The sequence below is a fragment of the Sphingobacterium sp. 1.A.5 genome (assembly GCF_002734235.1).
Taxonomy (GTDB): Bacteria; Bacteroidota; Bacteroidia; order Sphingobacteriales; family Sphingobacteriaceae; genus Sphingobacterium; species Sphingobacterium daejeonense.
Genome location: NZ_PEBA01000002.1, coordinates 37382 through 52942, shown reverse-complemented (window position 1 = coordinate 52942; position 15561 = coordinate 37382). Strand labels below are relative to the sequence as shown.

Here is a 15561-nt window from a genome sequence, read left to right as displayed (position 1 = left end):
TCTTCCTTTTCCTGTTGGGAAAGACGTATTCCGAAGAATAGCCTGATCTTTTTAAGTAGCTTTTTCCTGAAATTTTACGATAATAACCTTTCTAGGTTAAGAAGATCTTCACAGAATATTACAGCTGATAGCTGTGTTAATTTACCATATCTTTCATGCCAAACTTCTGAATTATCCACTACATGAATGGTGATACCAGAATTAAGATCCAGTGAATAATAATTGCGTCCATTATCCCAAGAATTTGCTTGAAAGGCGTACCCTTGGCTTAAAAGAAAATTTTCTGGAAAGAAATATTCTTTGTTTGATAGGTCTACGACCGTATCATTTGGCATTTGTGTTAATAATGCTTCCATAATCCAATAAATTAAATTTGTGTGTGTTACTTTATACCCAAAGGTAATTACTATTATTTATATATGCAAATAAAACTATATAATTAATATAATCAATTATTATATTTTAAATGCTGAAGAATATTTCGTTCTATCATTTCCCTATAATCTGAATAGAATCGAAATTGATGTTTTGCACTGATAATGTATTCCTGGATATTTTTTCTGCTAAGGTTCAGTGCAATGGATAAGGTTTCTCTTTTTTCCTTTGGAAGATTTGCCTTTACGCCTAATTCCCTATAAAATGGACATGAAAGGCAATAATAGATAAATGCGATATCTCTTTTCGTATTTACGACCTCACTTGTCTTATTGTTCATTTTGATCAGTCCTTTATCTTTCTTTTGGTCTGATAGGTAGAAGGCAATTACATCTTGAAGTTGGTAGTCCGTTTTTTGCTGGTTTAGCAATTCAGTGAAGACCTGTTCGATATGAACGGAAAGATCCTTTGATATTTTCTCAAGGATCTTCAATTTCATTTTTTCATGTACCATACAATAAGATATAATTTGAATAACTATTAGTTATATGCCGATCATGAATTTTTCCACTATTCCAATGAAACTATCTATTGATCGGCATACGATTACTTTATGACTTAGTTTTTTCAAAACACAATGCATAGCATCTTGCTTTTCACTTGTTGTACTTTTCTTGTGCTCGGTTTTCATTTCAATGAAGAGGATATCAGATTTCTTAATAATCATAAGATCAGGAAACCCGGCCTTAAGGCCCATTCTTTTCAACCTCCCTCCTGTCCTAGCATTTCTTCGACCTTCATTGGGAATTGAAACGATAACTCCTAATCCCCTATTCTGGTATCTGAGTTCAAACCATTCGACACAAGCTTTTTGTAAAATCCCTTCAGATCCCATATCTCAATAAAGACAATCCCTTTTTTAAAGCCATTTCAGAATGTTCGGTAATGATGTCATGACAATTTCTACATACTGCTAGAAAATATCGTTCATCATGTATCAACTCTCCTAACCTACCTTTTCGATGATGAAGCTCAGTTGATTTACCAGTACACCCATTTAGCTTCGCTTGACAATTTGTGTTTTGATCCATAAAGATACGTCTTTTTTTTAGATACAAAGCATTCTGTTTCTTCCTTTTATCTGTTTGCTTTGGAATTACGTAAACTTTCTTAGTCTCTTCATTCAGTGGATCTGTTTTTTCTTTCAAGGCTTTCTCCGACTGCCTCACCTTTGCTCTATGTTTCCAATAACAATATTGGCACCTTCCTTTTGTTAATGGGTATTTCTTCTGGCAGTCGGAGCATTGCCCAACCTTTGCCCTGATCATATCAATTCAATGAAATGGGCGGTAATTTGGAGGTGCCTTCAGAAAGCCCCTCGTCATGTGCGTTCTTAAATTCTAGCATTAGAAAGATTTCAAGTCTTTCAGCCAATGCTTCCTTTTGATCCTGGTCAAGCTTTAAAAATCCCGACTTAGTGGTCATGATGTTCGGTAATCGGTTAACGATCTTTTCTTTGATGTTTCTCATATTTTTATTTTTCTAATCTGTTATTAACTTTTCTTTCGATGAATTTGTCTATGGTGAATCGTGTATCACCGATGATCAGGAACCGGACGGAGGACATCTGTTTGCCATACTTCCTGTAAAGGTTGTCGAATTGAACCAGGCATCTATCGTAAAAAAGTTCAGCATCTGATTTTGTCCTCGGTGCCAAATTCTTTTCAGTGAATACTTGTTTGTCTCCAATGGCATCTTTTAGGACTTTTAAGACACTTTCGTGATATCCTGATATACCTACGTCATTTCGTTTGGTTTCTCTGTGCTGAGCTAGCCTAACCTGTTCAAACTCGTTCATTCTTTCCTGATTGTACTCGTCAAGCTTTGAGAGTATCAGCTGGCCATCTATGCTATCGTAGAATTTACCATAGTGTCCTACTTTCATTTTATCGAAAAAGACTTTTAGATCCGCGAGGTTGAAGTGTGGAAAATATTGAAGTATGTAAATTGCTGTTTGCGAAATTTGATTAACGTTCATTATTTTTCCAACATTCAAAAACTCTACAAAGTCTGAAATGAATTCAGAAACTACTTCTCTGCTCAATTCAGGATCCTCTCTCCTTATCTTGGCAATCGAAGGTAGATTACTGGTTATTGCCTGCTGTATACTTCTGTAATCGTTCGATAATAGACTGTTGATTAGCCCTCCTGAACTCTGCGACTTCGTCAACTCTTTGTTGCCTTGACTGGCTCGTTGTATTTGTTGGTTGTTTTCCATTACCTGTTTCGTTTAGGTACCACTCATATTTGAATCCCTGCCAGCTTTTCCCTGCGCACATTTTAATAGCTTCAGATATCGGGAAATTATGTTTGGTACATTCATTAAAAATTAACTGAAGAGCTGTGGCTGTGAATCCAGCTCTTTTTGCTGTTCGTACTTTTATCCAATCTTCAACATGTTGAGGATCTACTTCAAGATCGAGAAGGATTTGTCGAAATTCTGCCTTTCCAAATTTTTCAAATTCATTTTTGCCAGGTATTTCTTCTTGAATATTTTTTGGTGAAAAAGTTGAAAAATCATTGAAATCTTTTTTTTCTTCCGAACTCGGTTCGGACAAAAAAGAAACTTCTTCTTCATTCTTATCATTCTTTATATTCTTTACTTTCTTTATATTCTTGTTTGTAGTTATCCGTTTGTTGTTTGTTTGTTGTTTGTTTGTTGATTGATTGTTATCCGTTTGTTGTTCTGCTTGTTGGCTATCATCAATACTTTGGTAAAAATCATAGTTAACGATAGTAATTATGCTGTTTTTGTTGGTTGATTCGATTGTTATATCGTTTGTTGATTTTAGCTTATTAAGTGATGTCCTTAGTTTTTGAATCGATAACGAAGTTTCAAACGACAAAGAATTGATTCCAGTAAGGATTTGACCACGTTTAATGGTATTGCCTTGGAACTTATTTTCTTTATGGTTTGCCCTAATTAGGAGGTGCAAGAACAAAGATCTTGTGTTGAGGTCTTTATACCATTCCCAATCTAAAAGGCTCCTATGAAGCTTAATCCAACCTGTTACGTTTGCCATTTAAACCTCCTAATCTATTAACCCTAAAACAGTCAAAGATTTGGGATCACATAATGATCCTGCTTGATTCCATTTTACAGGAATTTCAAAATTGTTTCCTTGACCAAGATCTACTGTTTTAGTTTCGGTAACTTCATAGACCCTAATCTTTCCGTTTATTGGCATTTGATCAGAAAAAGTCCTACCCAGTTTACCAGACTTTGTCCGAACAAAGTAGCCTGAATTTTTATTTCTGGTCATTCTTAACCTCCTTTTCTTTAAACCAAAATCTTATTTCAAATCCGAATAAACCAACCATATAACAAAATGAACCAGGCCCACTCCACCATTTAAAAATACCTATGATGACCCAGTTATCACTTCTTGACCATTTTGACAATTTCCAACGGCTAAAAGCATATAAGCGCTCAAATCTGTATTTGCTTCTCATTCCTCACCTCTCTTTCCTTCAATAGTAAAATACAATATCATTGCACCGAAAAGAGCAAATCCGATAACAGCAATACCATGCAGATAATATCCATCTTTGAATACTTCAATACCAAATCTTCCAAAGAATAAGACCACTAGAAAGCTACCTACGAATTTTAAAATATTCCTAGTCATTTAAGGCCCCCTTTCTGATATTTAAGATGGTGTCAAATTCATCTCGGATAACATCATATTGCTGGCCAGTAAGTGAGCAAATGGCCCTGATGATTTTTTTCCTTTGATTATTACTTAATTTATTGGCTTCAGTCTGCATGATCATATTTTCCAAATGGTTTATGAATCGCTGCTTGTTCCCCAAGCTTGTATTGAGCCTTTCGATCTCTTTTTTCAGATCTCGGATTTCCTGATGCTTGTTTGCTTCTATCTGAACATAATCTGTAAATTCTTTGTCGAATGCTATTTTAAAGATCATAAGAGCGTGAGAAAATCCCTGAGCATATAATTCTGGCATTGCAGCCTTAATTTCATTTTTAAAGGCATAAGATACCCTATTTAGGATAGTACCTAATTTTTGTCTAATGAACATATTAGTTTAAAATTTAGTTAACGGTCATTGTTGCCATTACACGAACTATTTCATCATAGTTTCTTTCAATCTCTTGATGAATTAAAGTAGATCCTACGCAGTTCATAGTTTTTTTGATTGCTTTTTCCTTGGTCACAAAATCGTGAGTTAAGCCTTCAACCACTAGCTTGCCAGCTATTTGTTGAATTAGTTTTGAATTTTTCATGTGTGTGTTACTTTAAATAAAAACCCTTTCACCCCTTGATGGTCGCATCATCTCAGGGAAAAGGGTATGAATAACTAAATAAAATAAAGACTGCCTTCAGCAATGCGACTGCCTATACAGTGGATTAGTAAATATTATATTACAAATATAGTACAAAAATAATATATAACAAATATAATTTTAAGTTATATTAAATAATACATTAAAACCTTCTTTTCTTGGTAATCTCAACCCGATTGTAATTTTCAAGATCTGCTTTTTTGAAATAGACCCTGGTTCCAATTTTACTGTACGGTACGAGCCCTTCACGCTTCCATCTATGAAGTGCATTTGCTTTAATTTTTAGAAATTGCAAAGCTTCTTGAAAGGTTATTAATTCATCCTGTTCAACAGGAAGTGGAGGAGCAGCCGAATATTTTTGTTTTATCGATGCCATTTCCATCTCCATTTTTTCCATCTTATCTAAGATGATGGTCAAAGCATCTGGAACCTGCTCCAAAGATGTAATGATCTTACCCATTTTTCCCCTTTCTTGTTTGTTTACTCTTGGTGATATTCTCTCTTTCAACAATCTTGGATTCAACATTGTCCTTTACAAATACCCCATTTTCCATTTTTCCGGTTCTTTTGGAAATGATTTCATAAGCTGCTTGAGTGCATTTGTCTAAGGTTAATCCGTTTTCTTTTGCTACATATCCAAGAGCCTCCTGAGCCCTTACAATATCGATCCTGACCTCTTTGTTCTGGCAGACCTTTTTGAAGATCTCTACCAGCCAATTCAACATAAAGAAAACTTTAGAACTGCCTAATGAGCCATCTTCAACCTTTACTTCTGATAGTTTGTTTAAGATGATCAAAGTCACGTTAACGTCTCCTATTGCATCAATAATCTCCGCTTGGTCTTTATTAACTAAGGAAACGATAAGCTCTTTTGCTTCTTCAAAAGTTTTGGTTAACTGTTTCAATGGGCTAGATGATTCCATGATTCCTTTATCCTCTGCCCAGGTGATTATTTTTTCTTCTAATTCTTTCATGATTTTTATTTAATTGTATTAATGATATTAATTAATAATTAAAAAGGCAGGTCATCATCATCTGATCCTGAAATATCTACCGGAGGCATATCGTTGTATACCGGTTGACTCGCTTGCTGTGTATTTGTCAATGGTGTAACTCTCCATGCTACCAAAGTGTTGAAGTACGTTGTCTGTCCTTCCTTGTTAGTCCAGGGACGGCCTTTCAAATTGAAATCTACACTTACTTGTTGGCCAATTTTTAGATTGTCAAAGATTGAAACTCGATCTTGCATAGCCTGGACTGTAATGTACTCTACAAACTGAGGATTCTCAGCATAGGCAATTACTAATTCCCTTTTTTTGAATGAATCGGTAACTTGTATGATGTTACCTATTTCATGTACAATTCCTTTTATTTCCATTTCTTATGTTGTTTGATATTTGGACTGTTCTAATTCGTGTTTCTTAAAAGAGAGAATGCTCCTTAAACTTTCTATTGAGTGACTTATGTTCGCTACATATCTTTCTATTAGATTCAGATAGAATACTTCATCTTTTGCCAATTCCAGGAAGATCAATTTTCTGTCAGTTGCGTTGTAATCCTTATAGAACCCACTTACTAACAATGAAGCAATTTTCGAATTGTGAAGCTGTTTAGCTATTGCTAAACAATATGAAGCCGTTCCTTGTAGCGAGGCTAATTCCTGAAGCTTTCCTAAGACTTCATCGGGGTTATCTCGATCAATGGCTTCACAAATTGAATCACCAATCTGGGTAATCATTAGGACCATCTTGTCCATTTGCTTTTTGTGATCCTCCATCGTATTGATTGTTTAGTTGATTAATTATTGATGATAACTGCCTGACTGAAACTAAAAGAAGTACTTTGTCCGTTTCACCTTTAACTAGGTTTTCCGTAGCAGATTTTTCAACCTTTTCGGTAATTCTGCAAGCATTGGTAATCAAATTATCAATACTTAATTCTATTGTACCTTGCATAGCTTGTGATATGATAATCTGGTTAATTCCACGTCATACAACGCATCATGAAGGTTATTGTGATCGACTTCAATACCCAATGTTTCAGCAACGGTTGATAGCTTAAAATCCTTCAAAGACTGCCTAATTTCTTTTAATTCCTGTGTGGCCAAAACATTAACATCAAGACTATTGCTCCAAAACCATGAGAAGGAATAATCATCACCGTTCTGTTTAAAAAAAGCATTCAAGAAAGGATCGTCAAAACCAGTGTTTCTAAATCCACAAAGGAAGATCTTATCCTTCTTATCGTACTTGTTCACATAAGTAGATAATAATGAAATGAACTTATCATAACCTTGCTTCATATCAAGATCGTAATTTTGGATAACTTCAATAGTAACATTAGCTACTTTCAAGGAACCATCATCTATTATCGCATTTGGATTAGGTCGCATTTTGAAATTGAATGTTTCTTTCACTTCACCATCTATTTCTAGGATCCCAGATAATTGATGGATACCATTTTTCCAAAACATGGTGCCGGTAGTTTCTAAATCGTAAAAAAGAATCTTAGCCATGTTAATTCAAATAAGGTGGAACATCCATTTTATACACGCCTTCTTCTGTGTAGGCTCTGTATTCAAATGATTCATTAAAATTCCCTGATTCAAGACAAGATTTAAACTCTTTGATCAGATTTTCAAAAATAGAAACGCCTTTCAATACAAGATCTTCCATTAAATGGTGGACTGAAACTTCACATTCCCTATCTACTGCGATAATATAATAAGGCAATACTTCACCAACTGCAGTTGTATAAACACCAGCCTGAAGGTGGTAATTCTGGTATATGATGTCTCGTTGGAATTTACGAGGTTCAGCATCTGCACATATTTTCAAATCAATCACAACTTCACCTAATCCATCTAAGAAGGAAATAAATTTCAATCCGTCAAAATCCCATTCAATTTTATGCTCGGTTTGCTGAATGAGGCTTAATACGTATTTGGCAGCTCTATTGCTCAATACTGCATTTGCCATACGTTCAGCAAGCTTATACATATCACTTGAAACTAAGCTTCTGTCTGGAAAACGTTCAATTTGAAAAGCTTTCCATTCCTTGTAAGCTTTGGTTGCCCTTGGGCTTGCGCCCCCTATTTCTTCAACTTTATCGCTGTCTGTGAAAAATTGATCTTCTACTGTGTGAGGTTCTAGAACCATGGCGTGAACCAGTTTACCTAAAAGCATCGAGTCAGTTGTCTCAAACGCCTTCATCTTATAATTGATAAATGCATTTGGACTTCTTTTGAACTTTGACAAAGCAGAATAGCTCAATTTTGAGGAACCTGATTTAATATCCTTGATCAGGTTTTTAATAAAGTTGGCTCTTTTTTCAGCCTCGGAAATATTTTCCAAGGCTGTATTTTCATTTATTAATATCATGGTTAAGCAGTTTTCTTTTCCTTATTATTAGTAGTTGGTAATTCCTTTTTCTTTGCTGTCAATTGAGCAACAAAATCTGTGTCCGCATGAAGCAATTGTGCATCTGCAAATATTTGTGTCAAATCTTCCTTACTAGTTGCGAAATCAATCCTTCTCAAACAGATCAATCTAAGAAATTCAACATTTTCATGTAGTGCCACATTATTATTCCAAATTGTATTTAAACCCACTAGGTCCTTAGCATTTGCCACAACTTTAGGAAGACCAGGTGCAATACCTACAGGTATTGTTTTAGGATCATTGCTGCTTTTATTATCTTCAGGTTTTTTAGAGGATTTATCACCAGGAACTTGATGATCTTCCGAATGTTTAGCGTCGGTATCATCAATGGATCCGGTTGGAACTAAGAAAGAATAAAGTAATGTATTTTTAAGCGCATACGTGGTCGCTTTTCCTGCGCTTTTATCTTGACTGTCTACACCATGGCCATATCCTTCAATGATTTGTGACTCACCGCTTTCATGCATTAGGATATATTTCGTTTTAACTTCTGTAAAAACTGATTGTTTAACCTTAACGCCTGATTTCTGGCCATTATAATAGGTATCTTCTTCCCAACGTTCAATTTTTACTGTAGGGTCAATTTCAATAGGTAACATTACGAGGCCATGCTTTTGCATGGCTTTTCCTACAGCAATTTTTACGTCTTTGTCTGAAACGCCAGAATAGGAATTTTTACCTTCACCTACTGTCATGTTCTTGTCGATGTTCTCTACGTCTTTCATGACAGCGAGAATAGCTTTAACTAGATTTTTCATAGGTTATAATGCGTGTTTAATGTAAATAATTAATACCCCACCAATCGTTGCGAAAACAATTGATAATTTTAAAAGGAAGTAAATACATTCCTTAGCTACGCTAAAATCAGCGTTAGTAGCATTTCCCTCAAGGGAATTTAAATAGTTAAATAATCGTTTCATGTGTGTGTTGCTTTATAATTTGTATAACTAATAATTATCTTTTTAGATACTGTTTTGCTATTTTTTCGGTATCATGGTGATCAAAGAAATCTTCATAAATAACTTCTTCACCATCGATAATATTGATGAAAATAACTTCTGTACCATGGGGTACTTTTTTGAATAGCATATGATCAAACATATTGTGGTTGATGTTGTAAGATTTGTTCATTTGCAGCTTCTAATGCCTCTTTTGCAGCCAAAGAAGTATCAAAATCATCATCGCCTGGATAAACTTTGCTTTCCTTGAAAACAGGATATTCCCATCCTGAAATTGACTCTTTCACCTGATGCATAAAATCTACAACTATTTCAATCAGATCTTCCTCATCATAGAATCCATCATTGTACTTAGAAACAGGACAATAGAAGAATGAAGCAGAATAGCTGTTGCTTTCTTGATCAATTAAAACGAAGTTTTCAACTGACCCCTTAATGATTGTTAAATTATTCATATCTTTGATTGTGTTTAAATACATGCCCCTTCGGGTGTGTGTTACTTTATTAAAGCCTTGCACTTGCAGGGCTTTGTTGTAATTGATATTCAAAGATACAACTAAATACAATTAGATACAACTATTATTTTTAATTTATTTTTTAGATTTATCTAATTTTTTTAAAAAATGTATTTTTAATTGTATTATCCTTGTATTTTCCAGATAAAAATCTTTCTGTTTTCCGTCATGGTTTTAAATTTAAAATGAGGATGGCTAGCTTTCAATCTTTGGATTGTATTGCGTACAGACTGTTTTTTGTAAGCGTTTTCCGAAATACATTGATCAGAAACCGGTAAATCAATTAAAGCTTCTTTTAAAGAAGGTTGTAATTTTTTGTCAATAATTTCCATATATGATGTTTTGGTATTATATTTGAGTATTACGGATGTAATATAAGTTCTATTAAGTTGTATTATTGATTATCAAAAGTACAATTTTTTACAACTTAATTCAAAATTGTATCAAGAAATTTTTCAACATACATGTTAGAAAACTTAAAGATTGCAATTGCTGAAAAATATATTCAACAGAAATTTGCAGCAATAGCCTTGGGAATGAATCCAGGTAATCTAAGTAAACTCATAAAATCCACTCCGGAAGAGGTTGATAATTTACGTACCACTACATTAAATAATCTCAAAAAGAATTTTCCCGAATATAACTTAGAATGGATCCTTGGGAAATCTGATATCAAGTATTTATCCGATCTCCCAGAAAACCATCCTGCTGTTCAGGTAAAATCGAATTCTAAAGTTCTTGGTGAAATCATGGAAAATGAAATGGTTTCTACCGATGATGACGGAAACACAAAATTCTATGAGATATCCCCAGGGGTATATAGGATGAAAGTACCCTTGATTACTGAAACGGCAAAAGCAGGTTCTTTGACTGGCTATGCCGACGCAGAATATTTGGAAGATCAGGAGTACATCTATACTACTGTATTCAAATACCACAAAGGAAGGTATAGGGCTTTTAGGGTAGTAGGAGATAGCATGGATGTGGATAGGAGAACAACATTTGTCCACGGAGATATAATTATTGGACGTGAAATTAATCGTGAGTTCTGGAAATCCAGATTCCATACCCATAAATATCCATTCTATGCATTTGCGACAAAAAAAGATGGTATAATCTTTAAGGAGCTTATTTCCCACGATGTGGAACACGGGATTGTAACCCTACGATCGTTAAATGAAGACAAGGATACTTATCCTGACTTTAAGCTAGATCTGGAAGATGTGAGTTTTGTTTACAATATTGTTAAAAGAGAAGTAGAAATATAAATGGTGAATTGCGTGAAAAAAGACATCAGCCTGGCTGATCATATAATCGAATGCTTAAAAACTAAGGAGGTCTTCAATAATTTTGACACCCATTTTGTTTCGGGTAAAAACCAAAGACCTGCAAGGGAAAAACTGATTTTGGTAAACACTCTTTTTGCAATGCAGGATGATGACACCAAAGAAATAGAAGGTTATATAAACATCAATATCCAAGACTCTGATACGGTATGGATTGAATACATAGGGGAGTTGATCCAGCTCTACGTGGACCAATCGATAATTGCTGGATATAAATTGGACTTTACAACAGAACACCTTTTTAAGGTTTCCCAGGATCTATTCTTCAAAAATCTAAAATTTCATTTTTCAAGTCTATGAATATTGAAAAACCAATCCTAGCATATCGTGATGAAGCAGCACGATTGGTAAAATTCAGGAAAAAATACCAAATCTCCCAAAAAGAGCTTGCCACTGTGCTTGGAACTAAGCAGCCGTATATAAGTAGGACCGAGAAAGGGGAGAACCCTCTTACATTTCAACATCTAAGGGTCTTGAGAAAGAAATACAATCTGAACATCAATTGGTACTGTACCGGTGTAGGGACCATGATATCAGGAGATGAGGACAAATCTACCGTAATGTCAGATCTGAATACTATAAAAAAGGACTATGAAGACCTTTCAAAACTATATGATGATCTAAAGAGGGTTGTCTACAAATTGGTAAGGGATGTTTATGATACCGAAAAATAATTAGATATCAAGCTTCTCCATCCAATCGGCCAACATTCTTGATTTTTCCTCGTTTGTGGCCTTAATATACCTTAAGAACATTTCCTCTTTTTTATGACCGGTTGCCGACATGATCAGGATTGTCGGCACTCCCAACTTAAACATGTTGGTTGCATAGGACCTTCTCCCGGTATGGCTCGTAACCTTTGAACTCCACATTATTTTATTTCCATCTTTATCCTTTTCATAAACCCTATCCAATCCCACTTCATCAAGCGAGCATATTTTTTTAATGGTCCTATTGAAATGCTGGTTGCTGCAAATCGGAGGTAATTTATTATCGTATTTTGCTAGTACTTCTTTCAACCCCTTCATTATCGGTATTGTAACCCGGTTTTCCGTCTTGTCCTGTTTGAGCCTAATGAATCCATCTTCAATATCTGTTACTTCAAGCTTTGAGAAATCGCTAAACCGTAAAGCAGAATAACACGCAATTAGAAACAGATCCCTAACATGATGATAGTATTCATCGATATCTGCATCCTGGATGGTCCTGATTTCCTCAAGTGTTAGGGCTATACCAGTAGAATCATATTTTGGAGCAATAAATCTTTTGTTCTTGTGTTCCGTATTGTTATGGAGCTTATCGTCAAAGCCTTCATTCATAAATGCTTTGATATCGCGTACCCTCGTGGAAAATGTACTGATTTTTCTTTTCTTAACATTTAGTAAATAATTCCTATAGTCCATGTAAAAAGAAACATCAATATCATCGAAGCCAATTTTTGCCAGACCTTTGTGTTTGAGGTATTCTTTCAATGATGCAATTGTAGTGGAGGGATTTCTTAGGCTATTCTCTTTGTAATTCAAACCCTGCCTGTTTCCATTTACGATTGATCTCTTTCCAACTTTGCGCTGACCTTGGACATACTCACAATATGAAATAAAATCTGATGGATCAAACCCATCGGCTACAGGCACTTCTATCTTTTCAGGTTTGAATTCGGCTGATAACCTTCTTTTTAGCTCATTGTTATCATGGATATTTTCATTTACAGTCAATGTAACAACAAATGACAGCATTTCGTTGAGCCTCCTATTATAATGATCAGAATAGATATAACCTTTCTTCAAAGGTTTCTTTGAATTGCTTTCCCAATATTTTTCATTGTAAAATTTATTTTCTATCCTTATTCCAGTATAGTACTCCAATCTTTTTGGAGTTCCATGGGAATAATACAGCCACAATTGGCCATCATCCTCATTTGTCCTTCTTTTTAAATAAATTTTTGGGATTGACATAAGCTAAACACTATACTGCACACAGGAAAGTGTGTGCATAAAGATATAAATAAATACTAAAAAATATAGCAATGAAAATAAAAAAGCCCTTCCAGAAATGAAAGGGCTCTATTTTTACCTTTTGAATACTCTCGGATACTTTGAGAGATTTAGCTTAGTAGCGGGGAGCAGGATCGAACTGCCGACCTCAGGGTTATGAATCCTGCGCTCTAACCATCTGAGCTACCCCGCCGTTTTTCGGTATGCAAAGATAGCAAATAGGAATAATTATCAAAGAATATTTTACACAATTTTAGAGGATAATTCATCCAAACAAACCCAAAAATTCACAACCAATTTATAGTCAAAAAGATAGCATATGGAATAATAACCCTATTTTTTCGTACCTCACAATCTTACCAACGCCCTAAAACTGTTAATAATGCCGTTTTTGTGAATAAAGATTTTAATTAGATTTTTTTGAATATTGGATTAAATGATTATTATTACAAAAAGTAGCATGAAATTATGCTAAGCGATTACTAACAAGAATAAAATAGATCTACTTATAAATATCATATGGCAGAAAAGATTAAATTAAATTTAGAATATGTATTAAATTCTTCACCTAGAATTCTCTTTCCTTACCTCCAGGAGCCAAATGAACTTGCTCAATGGTTTGCAGATGATGTGAATTATCATGATGGTATTTATGAATTTATTTGGGACAACGAGTCTCACCGTGCAAAGCTGATTGCAACAAAAGAAAACAAAAGCGTCAAGTTCAAGTGGCTGGATGATGAACCCTATTTCTTTGAAATTGAAATTATCCAAGACGAATTGACAAACGATGTAGCGTTGAGCGTAACGGATTATGTAAAAGAAGACAATCTGGACGACAGAAAACTAATCTGGAATAACTCTATTGGGTACCTACAAAGAGTTATTGGAGCATAAAAAAGATTTTATTCGCTGAGCCCCTAGACTATGTTTAGGGGCTCTTTGTATTTAAGGATACCACTTGAATGATCCTAGTCACCTTTAACGATTTTCTAACATTTTTCAGAATACAAAAAGCGTATATTTGCATCAGGACCATACAATTGAATCTTCAAGCGTGAAAATTGGTCAGATTAGTTAACATGAAAAAAGTAAACTTACTCATATTACAAGCATTTATAAAGCCCTTCTTGGTGACTTTCTTTATTGTCATGTTTGTATTGTTGATGTTGTTTTTATTCAAATACATTGATGATCTCATTGGTAAAGGGTTTCAATGGTATGTGATTCTGGAGCTGTTGAGTTATCAATGTGCAGTCCAGCTATCGATGGCATTGCCATTGTCCATGCTCTTGTCTTCGATCATGACCTTCGGAAACTTGGGTGAGAGTTATGAGCTTGTCGCTATTAAGGCTGCCGGAGTTTCCTTACGTAAGGCAATGACCCCGTTGTTTATCGTGGTGGGGCTGTTCAGTGCTGGTTCTTTTCTCTTTTCGGATTATATCCTACCAGTGGTAAACTTGAAAATGGGATCCTTGTTGTATGATGTAAGAAAGAAAAAAGCCGATTTCTTTATTAAACCTGGCGTTTTCAACAATACCATCCCTGGCTATTCCATCCGTGCGAAAGGAAAGAGCGAAGATGGTACAACTCTGCATGACCTGATGATCTATGAGCATCCTTCTGGTGGTACTGCAACTAACGTAACTTTTGCTAAGGAAGGGTACATCCAGAATTCAGCGGATAACAACTATATGGTCTTGGAATTAAAGGATGGAGTAAGATACGAAGACTCAAGGTCGGAGAACGCAAAACGATACGATCCTAGACAACAGTTTACCCGATTCAGGTTTAAAGAGACAACCACCAAATTTGACATGGGCAGTTTTGCCATGAATAGGACCGACCAGGACCTGTTTAGGTCTCACCACCAGATGTTGAACTTGAAACAACTCAGGATGTACTCGGATTCCAACAGGATTCAGATCGACAGCCTGGAACGCATTAATTCTACCGAAGCCAAGCGATATGTCAATTATTATTCTGATTATTTCAGGAATGGCAGCCAAGGTCGGACCAACACAAAGGTAGGATTGCCCGACCTGGAGAAAAATGGTCAGATGCGGATGGCAATCAACAATGGATTGAGCCAAGCACGGCAGATCAAAGATATGGCCGTAAACCGCGAGGCAGAGTTCAGCCCCTATGCCGAAAAGGATATCCGTTACGACATTGAGTGGCACCGAAAATTCACGCTTGCAGTATCCTGTCTATTACTGTTTGGCATTGGAGCACCATTGGGTGCAATTATCCGTAAAGGAGGATTGGGATTACCCGTTGTTATGGCGATTATATTTTTCTTAATCTACCACGTCATTGCTACAGTGTCCGAAAAAGCAGCAAAAGATGCCAGTCTTACACCTATGTGGGGCATGTGGATGGCCATCATTGTACTGACGCCACTGGCAATATTCCTGACTTATAAATCTACCTCCGATTCTGCATTATTTGATGCCGATCAATATAAGATCAAGGCGCAGGCAATATGGAACAAAATAATCGGATTCTTCAATAAGAAAAAAGAAATCAAAGAGAACAAAAGTTCTCCAGCATAAAATCTTCAAAA

At 35.4% G+C, this 15561-nt stretch carries 28 protein-coding genes and 1 tRNA gene; 5 read left to right on the top strand and 24 right to left on the bottom strand.

Annotated elements, in window-relative coordinates:
* Positions 1 to 74: 74 nt before the first annotated feature.
* The 22 genes from CRT24_RS01890 to CRT24_RS01785 form a co-directional block, all read right to left on the bottom strand.
* Positions 75 to 356, bottom strand: coding sequence for a hypothetical protein (locus tag CRT24_RS01890; protein ID WP_099369567.1), 282 nt, complete (start codon positions 354 to 356; stop codon positions 75 to 77).
* 92 nt (positions 357 to 448) lie between these two features.
* Positions 449 to 874 (bottom strand): hypothetical protein, encoded by a 426-nt coding sequence (locus CRT24_RS01885; protein WP_099369566.1) that lies wholly within the window; start codon positions 872 to 874, stop codon positions 449 to 451.
* Between the two features lie 45 nt (positions 875 to 919).
* A complete protein-coding gene (locus CRT24_RS01880; protein WP_099369565.1) occupies positions 920 to 1270 on the bottom strand; it encodes a VRR-NUC domain-containing protein in 351 nt (116 codons plus the stop codon).
* Positions 1260 to 1703, bottom strand: coding sequence for a hypothetical protein (locus CRT24_RS01875; RefSeq protein WP_099369564.1), 444 nt, complete (start codon positions 1701 to 1703; stop codon positions 1260 to 1262). The genes CRT24_RS01880 and CRT24_RS01875 overlap by 11 nt, the downstream gene beginning before the upstream one ends.
* Position 1704: 1 nt before the next feature.
* On the bottom strand, positions 1705 to 1905 hold the full coding sequence (locus CRT24_RS01870) for a hypothetical protein (RefSeq protein ID WP_099369563.1): 201 nt from the start codon (positions 1903 to 1905) through the stop codon (positions 1705 to 1707).
* A 4-nt stretch (positions 1906 to 1909) separates the two neighbouring features.
* A complete protein-coding gene (locus tag CRT24_RS01865) occupies positions 1910 to 2479 on the bottom strand; it encodes a DUF6633 family protein (protein WP_180269039.1) in 570 nt (189 codons plus the stop codon).
* A 40-nt stretch (positions 2480 to 2519) separates the two neighbouring features.
* Positions 2520 to 3458, bottom strand: coding sequence for a hypothetical protein (locus CRT24_RS01860; protein ID WP_099369561.1), 939 nt, complete (start codon positions 3456 to 3458; stop codon positions 2520 to 2522).
* Positions 3459 to 3467: 9 nt separating this feature from the next.
* Positions 3468 to 3698: a hypothetical protein gene (locus tag CRT24_RS01855; protein WP_099369560.1), complete on the bottom strand. Its 231-nt coding sequence runs from the start codon at positions 3696 to 3698 to the stop codon at positions 3468 to 3470.
* Between the two features lie 186 nt (positions 3699 to 3884).
* Positions 3885 to 4064 carry a hypothetical protein gene (locus tag CRT24_RS01845; protein ID WP_099369558.1) on the bottom strand — a complete coding sequence of 60 codons (180 nt, stop codon included), beginning with the start codon at positions 4062 to 4064 and terminating at the stop codon, positions 3885 to 3887.
* Positions 4057 to 4476 (bottom strand): hypothetical protein, encoded by a 420-nt coding sequence (locus tag CRT24_RS01840; protein WP_099369557.1) that lies wholly within the window; start codon positions 4474 to 4476, stop codon positions 4057 to 4059. Before CRT24_RS01840 ends, CRT24_RS01845 begins: the two co-directional genes overlap by 8 nt.
* 13 nt (positions 4477 to 4489) lie before the next feature.
* Positions 4490 to 4681 (bottom strand): hypothetical protein, encoded by a 192-nt coding sequence (locus CRT24_RS01835; protein WP_099369556.1) that lies wholly within the window; start codon positions 4679 to 4681, stop codon positions 4490 to 4492.
* A 202-nt stretch (positions 4682 to 4883) separates the two neighbouring features.
* A complete protein-coding gene (locus CRT24_RS01830; RefSeq protein WP_180269038.1) occupies positions 4884 to 5201 on the bottom strand; it encodes a helix-turn-helix domain-containing protein in 318 nt (105 codons plus the stop codon).
* Positions 5194 to 5715, bottom strand: coding sequence for a MazG-like family protein (locus CRT24_RS01825; protein WP_099369554.1), 522 nt, complete (start codon positions 5713 to 5715; stop codon positions 5194 to 5196). Before CRT24_RS01825 ends, CRT24_RS01830 begins: the two co-directional genes overlap by 8 nt.
* Before the next feature lie 38 nt (positions 5716 to 5753).
* Positions 5754 to 6119 carry a DUF3127 domain-containing protein gene (locus CRT24_RS01820; protein WP_099369553.1) on the bottom strand — a complete coding sequence of 122 codons (366 nt, stop codon included), beginning with the start codon at positions 6117 to 6119 and terminating at the stop codon, positions 5754 to 5756.
* 3 nt (positions 6120 to 6122) lie between these two features.
* Complete coding sequence (locus tag CRT24_RS01815) at positions 6123 to 6479, bottom strand: hypothetical protein (RefSeq protein WP_099369552.1); 357 nt, start codon at positions 6477 to 6479, stop codon at positions 6123 to 6125.
* The gene (locus tag CRT24_RS01810) at positions 6460 to 6696 is read right to left on the bottom strand and encodes a hypothetical protein (protein WP_099369551.1); all 237 of its coding nucleotides are present in this window, start codon (positions 6694 to 6696) and stop codon (positions 6460 to 6462) included. Before CRT24_RS01810 ends, CRT24_RS01815 begins: the two co-directional genes overlap by 20 nt.
* On the bottom strand, positions 6681 to 7256 hold the full coding sequence (locus tag CRT24_RS01805) for an exonuclease domain-containing protein (protein ID WP_099369550.1): 576 nt from the start codon (positions 7254 to 7256) through the stop codon (positions 6681 to 6683). Before CRT24_RS01805 ends, CRT24_RS01810 begins: the two co-directional genes overlap by 16 nt.
* Before the next feature lies 1 nt (position 7257).
* Positions 7258 to 8121 carry a PD-(D/E)XK nuclease-like domain-containing protein gene (locus tag CRT24_RS01800; RefSeq protein WP_099369549.1) on the bottom strand — a complete coding sequence of 288 codons (864 nt, stop codon included), beginning with the start codon at positions 8119 to 8121 and terminating at the stop codon, positions 7258 to 7260.
* Between the two features lie 2 nt (positions 8122 to 8123).
* Positions 8124 to 8939, bottom strand: coding sequence for an ERF family protein (locus CRT24_RS01795; RefSeq protein WP_099369548.1), 816 nt, complete (start codon positions 8937 to 8939; stop codon positions 8124 to 8126).
* Between the two features lie 196 nt (positions 8940 to 9135).
* A complete protein-coding gene (locus CRT24_RS21140) occupies positions 9136 to 9270 on the bottom strand; it encodes a hypothetical protein (RefSeq protein ID WP_257213934.1) in 135 nt (44 codons plus the stop codon).
* Positions 9271 to 9274: 4 nt separating this feature from the next.
* On the bottom strand, positions 9275 to 9595 hold the full coding sequence (locus CRT24_RS01790; protein ID WP_144034479.1) for a hypothetical protein: 321 nt from the start codon (positions 9593 to 9595) through the stop codon (positions 9275 to 9277).
* A 185-nt stretch (positions 9596 to 9780) separates the two neighbouring features.
* Positions 9781 to 9987: a hypothetical protein gene (locus tag CRT24_RS01785; RefSeq protein ID WP_099369546.1), complete on the bottom strand. Its 207-nt coding sequence runs from the start codon at positions 9985 to 9987 to the stop codon at positions 9781 to 9783.
* 132 nt (positions 9988 to 10119) lie between these two features.
* Here CRT24_RS01785 and CRT24_RS01780 point away from each other — a divergent pair, with 132 nt between their 5' ends.
* Genes CRT24_RS01780 through CRT24_RS01770 form a run of 3 tightly spaced genes read left to right on the top strand, consistent with a single transcriptional unit; the run spans position 10120 to position 11675 of the window.
* Complete coding sequence (locus CRT24_RS01780; protein WP_099369545.1) at positions 10120 to 10923, top strand: S24 family peptidase; 804 nt, start codon at positions 10120 to 10122, stop codon at positions 10921 to 10923.
* A gap of 12 nt (positions 10924 to 10935) precedes the next feature.
* Positions 10936 to 11301 carry a hypothetical protein gene (locus tag CRT24_RS01775; protein WP_144034478.1) on the top strand — a complete coding sequence of 122 codons (366 nt, stop codon included), beginning with the start codon at positions 10936 to 10938 and terminating at the stop codon, positions 11299 to 11301.
* Positions 11298 to 11675 (top strand): helix-turn-helix domain-containing protein, encoded by a 378-nt coding sequence (locus tag CRT24_RS01770; RefSeq protein ID WP_099369543.1) that lies wholly within the window; start codon positions 11298 to 11300, stop codon positions 11673 to 11675. The genes CRT24_RS01775 and CRT24_RS01770 overlap by 4 nt, the downstream gene beginning before the upstream one ends.
* Here the strand turns inward: CRT24_RS01770 and CRT24_RS01765 are convergent, their stop codons facing one another.
* Positions 11676 to 12956: a site-specific integrase gene (locus CRT24_RS01765; RefSeq protein ID WP_099369542.1), complete on the bottom strand. Its 1281-nt coding sequence runs from the start codon at positions 12954 to 12956 to the stop codon at positions 11676 to 11678.
* A gap of 158 nt (positions 12957 to 13114) precedes the next feature.
* Positions 13115 to 13188 (bottom strand) — tRNA-Met (locus tag CRT24_RS01760).
* A gap of 326 nt (positions 13189 to 13514) precedes the next feature.
* Here CRT24_RS01760 and CRT24_RS01755 point away from each other — a divergent pair.
* Together CRT24_RS01755 and CRT24_RS01750 are read left to right on the top strand one after the other, a co-directional pair.
* Positions 13515 to 13892 carry an START-like domain-containing protein gene (locus CRT24_RS01755; protein WP_093098723.1) on the top strand — a complete coding sequence of 126 codons (378 nt, stop codon included), beginning with the start codon at positions 13515 to 13517 and terminating at the stop codon, positions 13890 to 13892.
* 185 nt (positions 13893 to 14077) lie between these two features.
* Positions 14078 to 15550, top strand: a complete 1473-nt coding sequence (locus CRT24_RS01750) for an LptF/LptG family permease (protein WP_099369541.1) — start codon at positions 14078 to 14080, stop codon at positions 15548 to 15550.
* Positions 15551 to 15561 lie beyond the last annotated feature (11 nt).

Coding starts and splice junctions, on each gene's coding strand:
- CRT24_RS01780 (WP_099369545.1), top strand. CDS start 10,120: ATGTTAGAAAACTTAAAGATTGCAATTGCTGAAAAATATATTCAACAG.
- CRT24_RS21140 (WP_257213934.1), bottom strand. CDS start 9,270: ATGCTATTCAAAAAAGTACCCCATGGTACAGAAGTTATTTTCATCAAT.
- CRT24_RS01835 (WP_099369556.1), bottom strand. CDS start 4,681: ATGAAAAATTCAAAACTAATTCAACAAATAGCTGGCAAGCTAGTGGTT.
- CRT24_RS01750 (WP_099369541.1), top strand. CDS start 14,078: ATGAAAAAAGTAAACTTACTCATATTACAAGCATTTATAAAGCCCTTC.
- CRT24_RS01840 (WP_099369557.1), bottom strand. CDS start 4,476: ATGTTCATTAGACAAAAATTAGGTACTATCCTAAATAGGGTATCTTAT.
- CRT24_RS01800 (WP_099369549.1), bottom strand. CDS start 8,121: ATGATATTAATAAATGAAAATACAGCCTTGGAAAATATTTCCGAGGCT.
- CRT24_RS01810 (WP_099369551.1), bottom strand. CDS start 6,696: ATGCAAGGTACAATAGAATTAAGTATTGATAATTTGATTACCAATGCT.
- CRT24_RS01785 (WP_099369546.1), bottom strand. CDS start 9,987: ATGGAAATTATTGACAAAAAATTACAACCTTCTTTAAAAGAAGCTTTA.
- CRT24_RS01815 (WP_099369552.1), bottom strand. CDS start 6,479: ATGATTACCCAGATTGGTGATTCAATTTGTGAAGCCATTGATCGAGAT.
- CRT24_RS01885 (WP_099369566.1), bottom strand. CDS start 874: ATGAAATTGAAGATCCTTGAGAAAATATCAAAGGATCTTTCCGTTCAT.
- CRT24_RS01765 (WP_099369542.1), bottom strand. CDS start 12,956: ATGTCAATCCCAAAAATTTATTTAAAAAGAAGGACAAATGAGGATGAT.
- CRT24_RS01880 (WP_099369565.1), bottom strand. CDS start 1,270: ATGGGATCTGAAGGGATTTTACAAAAAGCTTGTGTCGAATGGTTTGAA.
- CRT24_RS01830 (WP_180269038.1), bottom strand. CDS start 5,201: ATGGGTAAGATCATTACATCTTTGGAGCAGGTTCCAGATGCTTTGACC.
- CRT24_RS01860 (WP_099369561.1), bottom strand. CDS start 3,458: ATGGCAAACGTAACAGGTTGGATTAAGCTTCATAGGAGCCTTTTAGAT.
- CRT24_RS01875 (WP_099369564.1), bottom strand. CDS start 1,703: ATGATCAGGGCAAAGGTTGGGCAATGCTCCGACTGCCAGAAGAAATAC.
- CRT24_RS01820 (WP_099369553.1), bottom strand. CDS start 6,119: ATGGAAATAAAAGGAATTGTACATGAAATAGGTAACATCATACAAGTT.
- CRT24_RS01855 (WP_099369560.1), bottom strand. CDS start 3,698: ATGACCAGAAATAAAAATTCAGGCTACTTTGTTCGGACAAAGTCTGGT.
- CRT24_RS01845 (WP_099369558.1), bottom strand. CDS start 4,064: ATGACTAGGAATATTTTAAAATTCGTAGGTAGCTTTCTAGTGGTCTTA.
- CRT24_RS01805 (WP_099369550.1), bottom strand. CDS start 7,256: ATGGCTAAGATTCTTTTTTACGATTTAGAAACTACCGGCACCATGTTT.
- CRT24_RS01795 (WP_099369548.1), bottom strand. CDS start 8,939: ATGAAAAATCTAGTTAAAGCTATTCTCGCTGTCATGAAAGACGTAGAG.
- CRT24_RS01770 (WP_099369543.1), top strand. CDS start 11,298: ATGAATATTGAAAAACCAATCCTAGCATATCGTGATGAAGCAGCACGA.
- CRT24_RS01870 (WP_099369563.1), bottom strand. CDS start 1,905: ATGAGAAACATCAAAGAAAAGATCGTTAACCGATTACCGAACATCATG.
- CRT24_RS01755 (WP_093098723.1), top strand. CDS start 13,515: ATGGCAGAAAAGATTAAATTAAATTTAGAATATGTATTAAATTCTTCA.
- CRT24_RS01890 (WP_099369567.1), bottom strand. CDS start 356: ATGGAAGCATTATTAACACAAATGCCAAATGATACGGTCGTAGACCTA.
- CRT24_RS01825 (WP_099369554.1), bottom strand. CDS start 5,715: ATGAAAGAATTAGAAGAAAAAATAATCACCTGGGCAGAGGATAAAGGA.
- CRT24_RS01790 (WP_144034479.1), bottom strand. CDS start 9,595: ATGAATAATTTAACAATCATTAAGGGGTCAGTTGAAAACTTCGTTTTA.